16 protein-coding genes are annotated in these 14,392 nt (G+C 66.1%); 7 read left to right on the forward strand and 9 right to left on the reverse strand.

Features of this window, described 5'->3' with window-relative positions:
- Positions 1–488: 488 nt before the first annotated feature.
- The 5 genes from EV684_RS21405 to EV684_RS21425 all read left to right on the forward strand — a co-directional run bounded on the left by EV684_RS21405 (position 489) and on the right by EV684_RS21425 (position 4,272).
- Positions 489–827 carry a nuclease-related domain-containing protein gene (locus EV684_RS21405; protein ID WP_243651252.1) on the forward strand — a complete coding sequence of 113 codons (339 nt, stop codon included), beginning with the start codon at positions 489–491 and terminating at the stop codon, positions 825–827.
- Between the two features lie 18 nt (positions 828–845).
- Positions 846–1,475, forward strand: a complete 630-nt coding sequence (locus EV684_RS21410; protein ID WP_132649382.1) for a Cap15 family cyclic dinucleotide receptor domain-containing protein — start codon at positions 846–848, stop codon at positions 1,473–1,475.
- Positions 1,465–2,604 carry a nucleotidyltransferase family protein gene (locus EV684_RS21415; protein ID WP_132649383.1) on the forward strand — a complete coding sequence of 380 codons (1,140 nt, stop codon included), beginning with the start codon at positions 1,465–1,467 and terminating at the stop codon, positions 2,602–2,604. Before EV684_RS21410 ends, EV684_RS21415 begins: the two co-directional genes overlap by 11 nt.
- A 112-nt stretch (positions 2,605–2,716) precedes the next feature.
- Entirely contained in the window at positions 2,717–3,757 is a 1,041-nt protein-coding gene (locus tag EV684_RS21420) for a YaaC family protein (protein ID WP_207896862.1), read from the forward strand.
- 5 nt (positions 3,758–3,762) lie between these two features.
- The gene (locus EV684_RS21425; RefSeq protein WP_132649385.1) at positions 3,763–4,272 is read left to right on the forward strand and encodes a TIR domain-containing protein; all 510 of its coding nucleotides are present in this window, start codon (positions 3,763–3,765) and stop codon (positions 4,270–4,272) included.
- A gap of 88 nt (positions 4,273–4,360) precedes the next feature.
- Here the strand turns inward: EV684_RS21425 and EV684_RS21430 are convergent, their stop codons facing one another.
- Entirely contained in the window at positions 4,361–5,275 is a 915-nt protein-coding gene (locus EV684_RS21430; RefSeq protein ID WP_132649386.1) for a DMT family transporter, read from the reverse strand.
- Positions 5,276–5,374: 99 nt separating this feature from the next.
- On the opposite strand from EV684_RS21430, the gene EV684_RS21435 reads away from it, so the two are divergent.
- Together EV684_RS21435 and EV684_RS21445 are read left to right on the forward strand one after the other, a co-directional pair.
- Positions 5,375–6,313: a LysR family transcriptional regulator gene (locus EV684_RS21435; protein WP_132649387.1), complete on the forward strand. Its 939-nt coding sequence runs from the start codon at positions 5,375–5,377 to the stop codon at positions 6,311–6,313.
- A gap of 503 nt (positions 6,314–6,816) precedes the next feature.
- A complete protein-coding gene (locus EV684_RS21445; protein ID WP_132649389.1) occupies positions 6,817–7,110 on the forward strand; it encodes a YlcI/YnfO family protein in 294 nt (97 codons plus the stop codon).
- Between the two features lie 181 nt (positions 7,111–7,291).
- Here the strand turns inward: EV684_RS21445 and EV684_RS21450 are convergent, their stop codons facing one another.
- From EV684_RS21450 to urtB, 8 genes are all read right to left on the reverse strand, one after another.
- Complete coding sequence (locus EV684_RS21450; protein ID WP_132649390.1) at positions 7,292–8,389, reverse strand: NAD(P)-dependent alcohol dehydrogenase; 1,098 nt, start codon at positions 8,387–8,389, stop codon at positions 7,292–7,294.
- Between the two features lie 150 nt (positions 8,390–8,539).
- Positions 8,540–9,298, reverse strand: coding sequence for a hypothetical protein (locus EV684_RS21455; RefSeq protein WP_132649391.1), 759 nt, complete (start codon positions 9,296–9,298; stop codon positions 8,540–8,542).
- Between the two features lie 37 nt (positions 9,299–9,335).
- Positions 9,336–9,602, reverse strand: a complete 267-nt coding sequence (locus EV684_RS21460; protein ID WP_132649392.1) for a type II toxin-antitoxin system RelE/ParE family toxin — start codon at positions 9,600–9,602, stop codon at positions 9,336–9,338.
- 49 nt (positions 9,603–9,651) lie between these two features.
- Positions 9,652–9,927, reverse strand: a complete 276-nt coding sequence (locus tag EV684_RS21465; protein WP_132649393.1) for a ribbon-helix-helix domain-containing protein — start codon at positions 9,925–9,927, stop codon at positions 9,652–9,654.
- A gap of 53 nt (positions 9,928–9,980) precedes the next feature.
- Positions 9,981–10,673, reverse strand: coding sequence for an urea ABC transporter ATP-binding subunit UrtE (gene urtE / locus EV684_RS21470; protein WP_132649394.1), 693 nt, complete (start codon positions 10,671–10,673; stop codon positions 9,981–9,983).
- Between the two features lie 4 nt (positions 10,674–10,677).
- The gene (gene urtD, locus EV684_RS21475) at positions 10,678–11,556 is read right to left on the reverse strand and encodes an urea ABC transporter ATP-binding protein UrtD (RefSeq protein ID WP_132649395.1); all 879 of its coding nucleotides are present in this window, start codon (positions 11,554–11,556) and stop codon (positions 10,678–10,680) included.
- The gene (gene urtC, locus EV684_RS21480; RefSeq protein WP_132649396.1) at positions 11,553–12,611 is read right to left on the reverse strand and encodes an urea ABC transporter permease subunit UrtC; all 1,059 of its coding nucleotides are present in this window, start codon (positions 12,609–12,611) and stop codon (positions 11,553–11,555) included. Before urtC ends, urtD begins: the two co-directional genes overlap by 4 nt.
- 118 nt (positions 12,612–12,729) lie before the next feature.
- On the reverse strand, positions 12,730–14,301 hold the full coding sequence (gene urtB, locus EV684_RS21485; RefSeq protein WP_132649397.1) for an urea ABC transporter permease subunit UrtB: 1,572 nt from the start codon (positions 14,299–14,301) through the stop codon (positions 12,730–12,732).
- Positions 14,302–14,392: the final 91 nt, after the last annotated feature.

A 14,392-nucleotide genomic window follows, 5' to 3' on the forward strand; every position in this document is an offset into this window, starting at 1 on the left:
GGGCCTCGTCGCTCGTCTCATAGTCGACGTCGCTCGCGCCGCGCCGAGAACTGGCAAGGTGATCAGGCAGGCTGACGAACATTTCTAATCAGGACCGTCGTTTAGTGCAAACGTACTTGCACTATCTGCTGCAGCCAAGGAAGTTGTGGCTGAAATGGGGCGTTGGCTTTTGTGGCCGCAAGACGGCGGGGCGACAGCACTATGGGGCTCCAGTCTTCGTCGCGTCGGGTTGAAGACCGCGTGCAAGGTGCCGCGCGTGGCTTGCGCGGCCACCGCCACGCTGCTGCCCGCCGCCTCGGTGTCCCGCGGGGCGCCAGGCGCAAGCTGACGCCGGTGGCGGATTAGATCTGGCGCAAACCGCGCCGAAACAGCCCCGCATTCGCCCGCCCCGTGTGCCGCAGTTCGCGCGCATCGGGCGGGCGAAGCTTTGTATGCGGGCGTAACGCGGTGGCATGATCCCTGGCAAAAGTGACCAGGGAGGTCATCGCGTGCTGATCAAGTCCGCCGACGACAAGTCGAAGCGGCTCGCACTGCTCGAGGATTTGCAGAAATCCCCGCTGTTGGACCGCCGCCAGCGCGACTCGCTGCGCGACGAGCAGTTCCGCCTGAAACGCGGCATCGCCGGCGAGCGCGATGCGGCGCACTTCCTCGACAACTACCTGCGGGACGACCCCGACCGCATGCTGCTGCACGACCTGCGTTTCCAGGTCGACGGCGAGGTGGTGCAGATCGACCACCTGATCCTGACGCGCGGGATGGTCGTCTACCTGTTGGAGACGAAGAACTTCAATGGCATCTTGCGGGATTCAGAGGCAAGGTCAATATAAATTCTTGGGGAAAGCCGCTTGGAACACGAATACTCAGTCCTCGGCGGACTCAACCGTGCCGCGATAGGTCGGTACCTGAGCATCGCCGCATCTGCGATAGCTGCCGGGCTTGGGTCACTTGCCTTATGGCTGATCGACTTGGCAAAGAAGCTAGGCCTCGGAGACCATGTGCCGGGCTTGGTAATGTGGCCGTTGACTGCAGGGCTGATCTACATGGCCCTTTACTGGCTCTTCGAGTCACGTATCTGGAAATGGTCCAAGCTGGCTAACCTGCTCAAGGTACCGGACTTGTCGGGCACCTGGGACTGCAAAGGCCAAACCCTGAGCGAAGGTGGATCACCGTGGGCAGGTGAAGTTACGATTGTCCAGAGTTGGGACAAGCTGCGTGTTCGCCTCAAAACCGGGCAATCGAGGTCGAGCAGCGTGGCTGCTGCGCTCGTCTATGACCAAGCCGATGGATTTAGGCTCTTGTACAACTACAAGAATGAGCCGCGCATCGGAGAAGCCAACCTGAAGGGCCACCGAGGATCTGCTGAGCTTACATTTTCGTCGGATCTTCAGAGCGCCGAGGGGGAATACTTCAACGGCCATGGGCGCTACACGTTCGGCACCCTGAAACTGATACGAAGGGGGAAGAATGGCACGTGATATCGACAAGCGACTCAACTCGTTGCGGGAGCGACGGACAGGCAAGGACCGGATCGCCGACTTGGCGATGGAGTCAGCGACGCAGGTAATCGCGAAGAGCCTGTCGCAGGAGTCTTACGCGAGGCGAGCACCATTCCAGAAGCACACACAGTACGCGCTCGGGGCGATGCAGGCGGTGGACCCTGAATACACCCGCATCAGCCTAGAAGAGGCAGAACGGGTGAAGGAGCAGCTGAAGAAAGGTCTAGAAAAAAAAGCAATCTCGCCTGAGTTTCGGTTGCAGGGCTCAGTCGCTTGCGACATTCACATTCGTGGTGTCAGTGACGTGGACTTGCTTGTACTGGATGGTCGCTACATCCACTACGACTTGAATGGACAAAAAGCCTTGTCTGGTGGGTATGCAAGCCCGGTGACCTACGACACATTGCAGGCGCTGGTCGAACTCCGAAAGGAGTCTGAATCGATCCTTGATGCCTCCTTTCCGGCGGCAAAGGTGAAGAAGGATGGAGCAAAGGCAATCAACGTGTCCGGCGGGTCGCTGCGACGCCCCGTCGATGTTGTTCCGTCCAACTGGTTTGATACGGTCGCTTATCAGTACAGTTTCAATGAAGTTGACCGCGGGGTTCACATACTCAACAAGGACGTGCCTGAGCGTGTGCTCAATACACCATTCAAGCACATCCGGCAGATCAATGCGCGAGATCAACTCAGCGCGGGCGGCTTGAAAAAGGCTATCCGCCTATGCAAGAACGTCAAGGCTGACGCAATTAATGATGGGACCAAAATCGAGTTGTCAAGCTATGACCTTGCTTCGGCCCTGTGGCATTCGGACATGGCGGCGCTGACGGTCGGTATCGCAAACGAACTGGCTATATTGGCCGAGGCGACGCGCTTTTTGGATGACCTCATCCGACGCCCAAACTTCGCGAGCACCCTAAGAACACCCGATGGATCTCGACTAATTCTGGAAAGCGACGAGAAGTTCGAATCGCTGCGGCTGTTGTCGTTAGAGATGGACGATCTCTCTGAACGAGTTGCTAGGGAGCAATCGAGGGCGGATTGGCAATGGCAAGTGCCGGCTGCTGATCAAATTGTCGAGGAACTACGAAGGATATACATACCCGCATAAGTCGTCTCGGCGGCGCGCCCCGGAAGCAGATTTTGCAGTTCAAAATCGAAATTCCCTGAGGCATGGTCAGATTGATTGCGGCAGCGAAACCAGATTGATGGAAACTAAAAACTTGAAGCTCTTTGGCCGTGACGTCAAGCCGCACAAGGCAACCTGCGAAGCTGATTTCGGCGGCCGGACGGTGCTAACTAACAGTCCGTGGGAATATGTAAAACTCTGGCTGCAGCGAAGAAATGACGAGGCCGCGGGGACGGCTGCCTTTTACTGGACTCAGGCAAAGGCCTTTGCGGCTGCAGCGCAAGGGCTGCCAAACGAGTCGGCTCCTCTGCCTCTCTATTATTGCTACATGAATGCTGCAAAGGCATTATTGGCTTCCAGGGGGATGCAGCTCGAAGAGTTTCACGGCGTAACGCGCGCAACGAAAAAGCAAGGCGGAATTGACTTGCATAACGAAGGCGTAATGATGCGGAAGAAGGGGATTCTTCCAATGCTGTCGAGGTGCCTGGGGGAGAGTGAAGCTGATACTGTCTACAGTTTATACGATTTGCTTTTCAATCTTCTCTGTATTCATAGAACATTCTGTATTACATACGATAAAAGAGCGGAGCTATTTATTCCGCTTACGAACTGTAGATACGTATTTGATCCGACTAACGGGCGAGCGCACTTTGCTGCTCAAATCAGCTCAGATTTTGATTGTAATTCCTACCTATGCCGCCTACCAAAGACTTTGGTTGATGACTCGGCGGTGTCCGGCGACCGTAGTGTAAGATCGTCTGCGAGTGTGAAAATTGAGTCTGCTGCGCTGGTTAATTCTGTGGACATCAACGGCATTAAAGAGCTTAATAGAGCGCTGCGGCCGGATGTTCAATATATTGCCGGCTCAACAACGCTTTGGTATGCGAAGGCACAGCCGAAAAACGGAGAGCGTGCTATACGCCGTTCGCCGCTCACAATCTCTCTTGCCGCGATGCATCGCCTCAGCGAGCTGTCGAGATATAGCCCTATGCAGATTGCCAAACTATTTAGTGGGCATCAGAATTGGCTGTTAAGCGAATTCATTCAAATGTCGCTGCCGCAGTTCATTGATGAGATGGCGGCAGAGATCACTGGGCATCAATGCATGACCCCAAACGTTCGCCCAGCAAGTTGATGGTCATGAAAATCTACCTCGCATGCGGACTCACTCATGTCCCAAGATCCGACTTCGAGAAATACGTCCGACTGATTCATCGCCTTGCTCTGGGAATGCAGGACTTTGGTGCAGAGGTCCGATATCCTCTTAAGGATAGCGATCCGCAGCTGTCAATGCAATCTTTCGGGGATCGGGCGAAATTATGCTATGAGTGGGATCGGGATTTGGTGGAGTGGGCTGATTTGGTCGTCGCGGAGTGTAGCTATCCGTCGATTGGGGTTGGAATTGAGCTGCAAATAGCCGAACAAAGTGACATCCCTGGCGTGATAATTTTTGACTCAACAAGCGCGGGCGTCGCGCAGACGCAGTATGAAAACCCTGACGGCAGTAAACATTGGCTTCAGATCGGTGAAGGTCATGTGACGTTGATGGCTCTCGGCATGCCAAACATAATCGCGGCCGTTGGCTATCGAGACGAAGTCGACGCGCTTCGAAAGATACTTACGGTTTTGGAATCTCTACCGTCGAGGTGAAGCCTGCTGTTCTATTCGGCCGCACGATGCAACTTCCGAGGGCGCTACACGCCGGAGCCGGCGCACCACCCTTCACGGTCGGAAATCCCTACGCCGGCAGGCGCCTCGTCGCCAGATACACCCCCGCCGCCGACACCCCGACCCCCACCCCCTGCCACACCGTCAGCGTCTCCCCGAGCACCGCGTACCCCATGACGGCCGTCACCGCCGGGATCAGGTAGAACAGGCTCGCCACCCGGCTGGCCTCGCCGCGGCGCAGCAGCAGGAACATCACGCTGACGGCGCCGATCGAGTTCACCAGGCTGAGCCACAGCGACGCACCGACCAGCGCCGGCGTCCACTGCAGCGCCAGCCCTTCGTGCCAGGCGCCCAGCACGCCGACGACCAGCGTCGACGCGCCGAGCTGGATGGCGCCACCGCTGCGCAAGTCCATGCCGGCGCAGAACTTCTTCTGGTACAGCGTGCCGGAGGTGATGCCCAGCAGCGCCAGGCCCACGGCCAGATGGCCGGCCACGCCGCCCCCACCGCCGCCCAGCTTGTGCGCGACGACCAGCGCCACGCCGGCCAGCCCCAGCGTCAGCCCGACAACCTGCCGCAGGCCGATGCGCTCGCCGAGGAAGACGACCGCGCCGAGTGCGGTGCAGACCGGCATCAGCCCGACGATCACCGCCGACACCCCGGCCGACACGCCCAGCGCCAGCCCGGCGTACAGGCCTGAGAACTGCAGCGCCTGGATCAGCAGGCCGACGACGACGACGTGCAGCCACTGCCGCGCCGTGCGCGGCCAGGGCGCCCGCGTCACCAGCGCCACCACCATCAGCACGGCCGCGGCGACGCCGAAACGCAGGAACAGCAGCGTGAACGGGCCGGCATAGGGCAGGCCCAGCTTGCCGGCCACGTAGCCGGTGCTCCACATCAGGATGAAGACCGCCGGCCAGAGCAGCGGCGTCGTCGGGGCGGTGGCGCCAGGCGCGGCGGCCAGCGGGGCGGCGGTGGTGGTCATGGCGGCTCCTTCGACGGGGAGAGAGGCCACCATTGTTGAAACTCCGCCAATGCGGCGGTAGCGGTCTAATCGGCAAACGATCGTTGACTACAGGACAACATGGCTGTTTCCTCCCCTGTCCAGCAAGCCAAGCTGATGATCACCTTCGCGCACATCGCGGCGCAGGGCAGCATCTCGGGCGCGGCGGCCACCCTCGGGCTGGACAAGGGCGCGGTCAGCCGCCAGCTTCGCGCGCTGGAGGAACTGCTGGACACGCGGCTGATGCACCGCAGCACCCGGCGCCTGGTGCTCACCGAAGCCGGCGCGCAGGTCTACGAACGTGCGCAGCGGGTGCTGCAGGAGCTGGAACAGACCCAGGCCGACGCGCTGTCGCGGCGCAGCCAGCCGCGCGGCGTGCTGACCGTCAGCGCTTCGGTGGCCTTCGGCACGCGCCACCTCGTCCCGCTGGTGCCGGCGTTCATGCAGCGATACCCCGAGGTGGAACTGCAGCTCTGCCTGCTGGACCGCCACGTCGACCCGGTGGAAGAGGGCGTCGACGTGCTGCTGCGGCTGTGCGACACGCCGCCCGACCCCCTCGTGGCGCAGCGCCTGTGCGCCATCGACTACGCCGTCGTCGCCAGGCCCGGGCTGGCGCACGGCGCGGGCGTCGCCACGCCGGCCGACCTGCACGACCGGCCTTGCCTGTTCTACGGCTTCAAGAGCCGCAGCGCGCGGTGGCGCTTCACGCGAGGCGCGGCGACGCAGGAAGTGCCGGTGACGACGCGCGTCTCGGTCAACAGCAGCGAGGCGGTGCGTGACCTGGCCGTTCGCGGCCTTGGCTTCGCGCTGCTGCCGCGTTTCGCCGTCGAGGACGATCTGGCCGCGGGCCGCCTGGCCCAAGTGCTCGCTGACCACCAGGCCCACGGCAACCTGGGCAGCAGCCTGTACGCGCTGCATCTGCCCGGCGCGCACAAGTCGCCCAAGGTCCGCTGCTTCGTCGACTTCGTGCGCGAGCGCTGGTCGGGCGACGAACCGAACTGGCGCACCGCAGCCGATTGACGGCGACCCACGAGCGTCCCCAAGCGCCCCGCCCCCCACCCGCCGGCTGCGACTCTTCGGCGGCGAGCAGCGCAGGGTTCGCGGTCGGCGCGCTTTAGCGCGCTTCGTGATCTGACTCGCGGCCGACTGTTTGAGCGGAGCTCACGCCAGTGAGCGCAGCGAGTTGGGCCGCGCGACCGCGAAACCGAGCAGCGCAGCGAAGTCGGAGCTGCCGGTGGGTGGGGGGCGGGGCGCTACGCGCCGATGCCGGCGCAGCACCGACCCATCACCCTCAAGCTTTCAATCAGGGCTTCGGAGCCAACCCCATCCCGCTGATGAGCCAACAGCTCGCACGCCGCGACGCTGTCGTCCAGCCGGTAGTGCTGGCTCACCATCGTCCCCAGGCCCAGCCGGCCGCCGGGGCGCAGCGGTCCTGATCGTGTGGCAGCCCGGCGGTGATGGCCGCCATCAGGACAAGCCCCGAAGTCCTTGACGCTGCAACGCCTGTGCAACACGCTGGCTGCATGAAGAGCGCCATCCTTCCCCCGGTGCACGTGGATCCCCAGCTGCGCGCGGATCTCGAATCGGTGCTTCGCGAAGGCGAGACCTTGTCCGGGTTCGTCGAGGCCACGGTGCGCAGCGCGGTGCAGCACCGCCTCGCCCAGAAAGAGCTTTTGGCCCGCGCGGATGCTGCATGGGCTGAGTACCGAAGCACCGGCGTCAGCTACTCAGTCGATGAGGTCCACGCCGAGCTTCAGGCCAAGCTGGAGGCCCGGCGTGCGCATTTGCGAGGCAAGTACCGCCCCGCTTCGACCTGAGCTTTAGGGTCGCATTCAGGCAGAGCGCGAAGGACGAGCCCGGGCGTCTCTACGACCATCTGCTCGGGCGCACCGCTTCCTGGCCAGCCCGCCAGGATCGTCGCGATCCCCCTGACAGCCTGCCCGGGCTGCCACCCTTCGAGCGGTGCAACACGCCAGGCGCGCCGCCCGGCGGCCCGGCTCAGGGCTTCAACGCCACCTTCAACACTCCATCCCGCTGATGCGAGAACAGCTCGTACGCCGCGACGATGTCGTCGAGCGGGTAGTGGTGGGTCACCATCGGCGACAGGTCCAGCCGCCCGGCCTCGATGACGTTCATCAGCCGGCGCATGCGTTCCTTGCCGCCGGGGCACAGCGCGGTCTTGATCGTGTGGTCGCCCAGGCCGGCGGCGAACGCCGCCATCGGGATGCGCAGGTCTTCGGAATACACGCCCAGGCTGGACAGCGTGCCGCCGGGCTTCAGCACCCGTAGTGCGCCCTCGAAGGTCTGCTGCGTGCCCAGCGCCTCGATCGCGGCGTCGGCGCCGCGGCCGCCGGTCAGCTTCATCACCTCGTCGACGACGTCGCAGCGCTTGAAGTTCAGCACGATGTCGGCGCCCATCTGCTGGGCGACTTCCAGCCGGTGGTCGTTGCCGTCGACGCCGATCACCGTGGTGGCGCCCATCAGCCGCGCGCCGGCCGCGGCGCACAGGCCGATCGGGCCCTGGGCGAAGACGACCACCGTGTCGCCCAGGCGGATGCCGGCGTTCTCGGCGCCGGCAAAGCCGGTGGACATGATGTCCGGGCACATCAGCACCTGCTCGTCGCTCAGACCGTCGGGCACCGGCGCCAGGTTGGCCTGGGCGTCGGGCACCAGCACGTACTCGGCCTGGGTGCCGTCGATCAGGTTGCCGAAGCGCCAGCCGGCCGTCGCCTTGTAGCCGTGGCAGCCGCAGCGGCCCGACGGGATCAGGTAGCTGCCGTCCTGGCTGGGCTTGCCGTCCATCGCGGCATAACTGTTGAAGTTGGGGCAGATCGCGCCGGCGATCACGCGCTGGCCCTCCTGGTAGCCGACGACCGCCGAGCCCAGCTTCTCGATCACGCCCACCGGCTCGTGGCCCACCGTCAGCCCCGGGGCCACCGGGTACTCGCCCTTCAGGATGTGGACGTCGGTGCCGCAGATCGTCGTCGTCGTGATGCGCAGCAGCGCGTCGTTGGGGCCGACCTCGGGGATCGGCTTCTCGCGCAATTCGATGCGGCCCTTCTCGACGAAGACGGCGGCTTTCATCGTGCGTGCCATGCGGTTCTCCTTCAGCGTGGGGGGGGTCTGTCGGAATGCGCCGCGGGTGCGCCGGCGCCGGCCGGGCGCGGTGCGCCGCACCCGTGCGGCGCATGATCGCGCGCGCGCCCGGGGCCCGTCGAGAAGGAAAGCGTGGCGGCGGCGGGGCTGTCAGCCGCCGGCCAGCGCGCGGATGCGGGCCACCGCGGCGCCGTTGAGCAGCGCCCCGCGCCGTTCCAGCGCGGCCAGCAGCGCCAGCGCGGCGGCCGGCGTCTGCGTGTAGCCGGGCGCCAGCGCCGGCAGCTCGGCGGCCAGCGTGGCCTGGCGGGCTTCCAGCCGGCGTTCGCGGTTGAACGGGTCGCCCGGCGCCGGGGCGGCGCGCAGCGTGTCCAGCTCGATCAGCCGGTCCAGCGCATGGACCTGCACCAGGCGCATCGCGCTCAGCTTCTCGCCGCGCTGCCAGCGCTGCAGGCCGACGAGCAGGCTGGACAGCGCCTCGCCGACGATCCAGGTCTCATCGGGCAGGGTGGCGGCCGGCAGCGGGCGGCGCGGTTCGACGATCGCCGGGGCTACGCCGTCGCGCGCCCAGACCAGGCGGCCGGGTGCGAACGGGATGCCGGCCAGCTCCTGCGGCTCGAAGACCGCGAACTCGCAGAACACGCCGTCGGCCATCAGCGCCTTGTGGCCGTCTGCGGTGTTGCGGAAGTGCCAGGCCAGCGGGTGCGCGGCGTCCAGCCAGTCCAGGCGGTCGAGGTAACCCGCCTTGGCGCCGGGCTCGACGATGGCGAAGAAGTCCAGGTCGGACCAGGCGTCCAGCCGCGCCGTTTCGCGGCCCACCGAACCCAGGCCGATCAGGGCCAGGGCCTGGCCGGTGGCGGCGAGCGAGCGGCCGATGGCGTCGAGGCGGGCGAGCAGGTCGGGCGGGTTCATGCGGGGTGTCCGAATGGCGCTTGCATCGGGAGCGGGTTCAGTCGTCTCGGGAGACCATGGCGGCGGCGTAGTCCTGTCCACCATGGAACACACCGGCGATCTCGACCCGCCTTGTTTCATCGTCGACGGTGTAGGCGATCACCGTGCGCTTGCCGTGGAAGGTCAGCCTCAAGCCTGCCCGAATCTCGCTTCTTGGCGTCCCGCGTTGGGGGAAGGTCGACAGCGACTCACAGGTCGCGACGACCGCGCTGGTGTAGCGCTCCGCAGCAGCGGGCGAGCCCTCCAGCGCGATGTAGACGTACAGCTCGTCGAGATGGCGCGCGGCTTCGGCGAGTAGATCACCCGGTAACGCATCAGGCGCCGCCGTGTCTGCGGTGCAGCGCCGCCAGTCGGGCCTTCACGTCCTCGACGCTGAGCCCCCTCGATGGGTCGGCGCGCATCGCGTCCACGGTCTGCGCGACCTCGTCATGCAGCCACTTCTCCACCGCCGAGTCACGCGCCAGCAGCACGCGCAGGCCGTCGCGGATGACTTCGCTCTCGGTGGCGTACTGGCCCGAGGCGACCTTGGCGCGCACCGCGTCGGCCATTTCGTGCGGCAGCGTGATGCTGAACTGCTGCGTCGAACGCATGGCGGTCTCCGGTGGCGTGGGACTGAATCCTACGCCGGCTGCCGGCCCCGCGATCAGATCGACATGCGCTGGCGCACGCCGTCGGCCTGCATGTCGGCGCCGCGGCCGCGCGCGACGATCTCGCCGCGTTCCATCACCAGGTACTGGTCGGCCAGTTCCTCGGCGAAGTCGTAGTACTGCTCGACGAGCACGATGGCCATGGTCTTGCGGTCGGCCAGCATGCGGATCACGCGGCCGATGTCCTTGATGATGCTGGGCTGGATGCCCTCGGTGGGCTCGTCGAGCATCAGCAGCTTGGGGCCGGCGGCCAGCGCGCGCGCGATGGCCAGCTGCTGCTGCTGCCCACCCGACAGGTCGCCGCCGCGGCGCGCCAGCATCTGCTTCAACACCGGGAACAGCTCGAAGAGCTCGGCCGGGATCTCGGTGCCGGCGGGCTTCGTCGCCAGGCCCATGCGCAGGTTCTCCTCGACCGTCAGGCGGCCGAAGATCTCGCGCCCCTGCGGCACGTAGCCGACGCCGCGGCGCACACGCTCGTAGCTCGTGGCCTTGCTCAGGTCGGCGCCGTCCAGCGCCACCGTGCCGGTCTTCACCGGCACCACGCCCATCAGGCTCTTGAGCAGCGTCGTCTTGCCGACGCCGTTGCGGCCCAGCACGACGGTCACCTCGCCGACCTTCGCCTCGAACGACACGTTGCGCAGGATGTGGCTGCCGCCGTAGTACTGGTTCAGTCCCTCGACCTTCAGCATGGCGTTAACGTCCCAAATAGACTTCGACCACTTTCTCGTTGGCCTGGACGTCCGAGAGCCGCCCTTCGGCCAGCACGCTGCCCTCGTGCAGCACGGTGACCTTCTTGCGGCCTTCGGTGAGCTGCTCGACGAACTTCATGTCGTGCTCGACGACGACCAGGCTGTGCTGGCCTTCCAGGCTGAGGAAGAGCTCGGCGGTGCGCTCGGTCTCCTCGTCGGTCATGCCGGCCACCGGCTCGTCCAGCAGCAGCAGCTTCGGGTCCTGCATCAGCAGCATGCCGATCTCCAGCCACTGCTTCTGGCCGTGGCTCAGCAGGCCGGCGGTGCGTGCCAGCTCGTCCTTCAGGTGGATCAGCGCCAGCACCTCGGCGATGCGGTCGCGCTGCTCGCCGTTCAGGCGCCAGAACAGCGCCGAGCGCACGCCACGGTCGGCCTTCAGCGCCAGCTCCAGGTTCTCGAAGACCGACAGCTCCTCGTAGACCGTCGGCTTCTGGAACTTGCGGCCGACGCCTGCCTGGGCGATCTCGGCCTCGGACAGGCGCAGCAGGTCGATGTTGCTGCCGAAGCTGACGCGGCCGCTGTCGGGGCGCGTCTTGCCGGTGATGCAGTCCATCATCGTCGTCTTGCCGGCGCCGTTGGGGCCGATGATGCAGCGCAGCTCGCCGACGTCGATCGCCAGGCTCAAGGACTTCAGCGCCTTGAAGCCGTCGAAGCTGACGCTGACGTCCTCGACGTAGAGCGCGACGCCGTGTGCGAAGTCGGCCTCGGCGCCGGCGACGCGGCCGTAGGCGGCGCTGCGCCCGCCCGAGCCGCCGCGTTCGGCCTCGCGTGCTTGCAGCCGCGCCAGGCGCTCGGCGCCGGCGGCCATCAGGTCCGGGGTCACGGTCGCGTCTCCTTCTTGCGGCGCCGGAGCAGGCCGACCAGGCCCTGGGGCAGGAACAGCGTCACCGCGATGAACAGCGCGCCCAGGAAGAACAGCCAGAACTCGGGGAAGGCGACGGTGAACCAGCTCTTGGCGCCGTTGACGAAGAAGGCGCCGACGATCGGGCCGACGAGCGTCGCGCGGCCGCCGACGGCCGTCCAGATCGCGATCTCGATCGACGCCGCCGGGCTCATCTCGCCGGGGTTGATGATGCCGACCTGCGGCACGTACAAGGCGCCGGCCACGCCGCACATCACCGCCGACAGCACCCAGATGCTCAGCTTGTAGGCCAGCGGGTTGTAGCCGGTGAACATCACCCGGCTCTCGGCGTCGCGGATGGCCTGCAGCACACGCCCGTACTTGCTGGTGACGATGGCGCGCGCCATCACGAAGAAGCCGATCAGCACCAGGCCGCTGGCGACGCACAGCACGACGCGCATGCCGGGCGTGGCGATCGGCAGGTCGAGGATGCGCTTGAAGTCGGTGAAGCCGTTGTTGCCGCCGAAGCCGGTCTCGTTGCGGAAGAACAGCAGCATCGCGGCGAAGGTCAGCGCCTGCGTGATGATCGAGAAGTACACGCCCTTGATGCGCGAGCGGAAGGCGAAGAAGCCGAACACCAGCGCCAGCAGCCCCGGCACCAGCAGCACCAGCGCCATCTGGAAGACGAAGGAGTCGCTGAACGCCCAGTGCCAGGGCAGCTCCTTCCAGTCGAGAAAGACCATGAAATCCGGCAGCGTGCTGCGGTACTGGCCATCGCTGCCGATCTGGCGCATCAGGTACATGCCCATCGCGTAGCCGCCGAGCGCGAAGAACAGCCCGTGGCCCAGCGACAGGATGCCGGTGTAGCCCCAGATCAGGTCCATCGCCAGCGCGCAGATCGCGTAGCAGAGGATCTTGCCGAGCAGGCTGACGGCGTAGTCGCTCAGGTGCAGCGCGCTGGTCTCGGGCACGGCCAGGTTCAGCAGCGGGACGACGGTGGTGATGGTGATGGTGGCGGCGAGAACACCGGCCCTCACCCCCCGCCCTCTCCCGCCAGCGGGAGAGGGCGCCACACCGGCAGCGCCGTCTTCCCCCCTCTCCCGCTGGCGGGAGAGGGCCGGGGTGAGGGCGGGTTCCTGCATCTGGGCCATCTCCTCAAGCCTCCGCACTGCGGCCCTTCAAGGCAAAGATGCCCTGCGGACGTTTCTGGATGAACACGACGATGAAGACGAGCACGGTGATCTTGGCCAGCACCGCGCCCTGCCAGCCTTCGAGCAGCTTGTTCAGCACGCCCAGGCCGAGGCCGGCGTAGACGGTGCCGGCGAGCTGGCCGACGCCGCCGAGCACGACGACCATGAAGGAGTCGACGATGTAGCCCTGGCCCAGGTCGGGGCCGACGTTGCCGACCTGGCTGAGCGCGCAGCCGGCGAGCCCGGCGATGCCGGCGCCGAGCGAAAACGCGTAGGTGTCGATGCGCGCGGTGTCGATGCCGACGCAGGCGGCCATGCGCCGGTTCTGCGTCACGCCGCGCACGAACAGGCCCAGCCGCGTCTTGCCGATCAGCAGCGCCACGCCGGCCAGCACCAGGCCCGCGAAGACGATGATCGCGATGCGGTTGTAGGGCAGCACCAGGTTGGGCAGCAGCTGCACGCCGCCCGACAGCCAGGCGGGGTTCTCGACGCCGACGTTCTGCGCGCCGAACAGCGTGCGCACGCTCTGCATCAGGATCAGGCTGATGCCCCAGGTGCCCAGCAGCGTCTCCAGCGGCCGGCCGTAGAGGAAGCGGATGACGCTGCGTTCCAGCACCGCGCCGACCAGCGCGCTGGCGAGGAAGGCCACCGGGATCGCCGCGACCACGTACCAGTCGAAGGCGCCCGGCAGCCAGCTGCGGAACAGGCCCTGCACGACGTAGGTCGCGTAGGCGCCGATCATGATCAGCTCGCCGTGCGCCATGTTGATCACGCCCATCAGCCCGTAGGTGATGGCCAGGCCGAGTGCGGCCAGCAGCAGGATCGAGCCCAGGCTGATGCCGGTGAAGACGACACCCAGGCGTTCGCCCCAGGCCAGGCGCGATTCGACGCGGTCCAGTGAGGCGACCAGCGCGCCTTTGACGCTGGCGTCGGTTTCGGCCTGCAGCCGCTCCAGCAGCAGCGACTTGGTCGCCGGCTCGGGGCTGTCGGCCAGCAGTTTTGCCGCGGCCAGGCGTTTGGCCGGGTCTTCGGCGGTGATCAGCGCGCTGGCTTTGAGCATCGCCAGCCGTGCCTTCAGCGTGGTGTCGGGCTCGGCGGCCTCGGCTTTGGCCAGCAGCGGCAGGCGGCTTTCGTCGACGCCGTCCTTCAGCGCCTCGATGGCGGCGGCGCGTTCGGCGCGGTCGGCGGAGAACAGGCGCAGGCCGGCGAGCGCGGCTTCGAGCTCGCGGCGCATGCGGTTGTTGTTGACCACGTCCTCGGCGTCGTCGGGCAGCACGACGACCTGGGCCGTGCCGGCCAGGCGCGTGTCGCTGCCGTCGAAGACGTAGGCCTTGCCGCCGGCCACCTTGACGGCGTCGTCGAGCAAGGCCTGCACGAAGGGCGCGAGCGCCGCGTCGCCGGCGGCGACGGCCTCGTTCAGCGCCGCGATGCGCTCGTCGCTGTCGCCCGCGGCGATGCGCGCCGCCTGCTCGGGCGTCAGCGCCTGGGCGGCCAGCGGCGCGAGCAGCGCCAGGCAGAGAAGGAGTCGGTGGAGCATCGTCGGGGAACCGCGGTCAGGGTGCGGGGGCGGGGCGCGTGGCTCCCTCTCCCGCAACGCGGGAGAGGGCGGGGGGTGAGGGCTCGTGGTG

It is taken from the genome of Rubrivivax gelatinosus (assembly GCF_004340905.1).
GTDB lineage: Bacteria > Pseudomonadota > Gammaproteobacteria > Burkholderiales > Burkholderiaceae_C > Rubrivivax > Rubrivivax gelatinosus.

Bases quoted from the DNA above. Each gene is read 5' to 3' on its own strand.
- EV684_RS21415 (WP_132649383.1), top strand. From the start codon at position 1,465: ATGGCACGTGATATCGACAAGCGACTCAACTCGTTGCGGGAGCGACGG.
- EV684_RS21425 (WP_132649385.1), top strand. From the start codon at position 3,763: ATGAAAATCTACCTCGCATGCGGACTCACTCATGTCCCAAGATCCGAC.
- EV684_RS21430 (WP_132649386.1), bottom strand. From the start codon at position 5,275: ATGACCACCACCGCCGCCCCGCTGGCCGCCGCGCCTGGCGCCACCGCC.
- EV684_RS21435 (WP_132649387.1), top strand. From the start codon at position 5,375: ATGGCTGTTTCCTCCCCTGTCCAGCAAGCCAAGCTGATGATCACCTTC.
- EV684_RS21445 (WP_132649389.1), top strand. From the start codon at position 6,817: ATGAAGAGCGCCATCCTTCCCCCGGTGCACGTGGATCCCCAGCTGCGC.
- EV684_RS21450 (WP_132649390.1), bottom strand. From the start codon at position 8,389: ATGGCACGCACGATGAAAGCCGCCGTCTTCGTCGAGAAGGGCCGCATC.
- EV684_RS21455 (WP_132649391.1), bottom strand. From the start codon at position 9,298: ATGAACCCGCCCGACCTGCTCGCCCGCCTCGACGCCATCGGCCGCTCG.
- EV684_RS21465 (WP_132649393.1), bottom strand. From the start codon at position 9,927: ATGCGTTCGACGCAGCAGTTCAGCATCACGCTGCCGCACGAAATGGCC.
- urtE (WP_132649394.1), bottom strand. From the start codon at position 10,673: ATGCTGAAGGTCGAGGGACTGAACCAGTACTACGGCGGCAGCCACATC.
- urtB (WP_132649397.1), bottom strand. From the start codon at position 14,301: ATGCTCCACCGACTCCTTCTCTGCCTGGCGCTGCTCGCGCCGCTGGCC.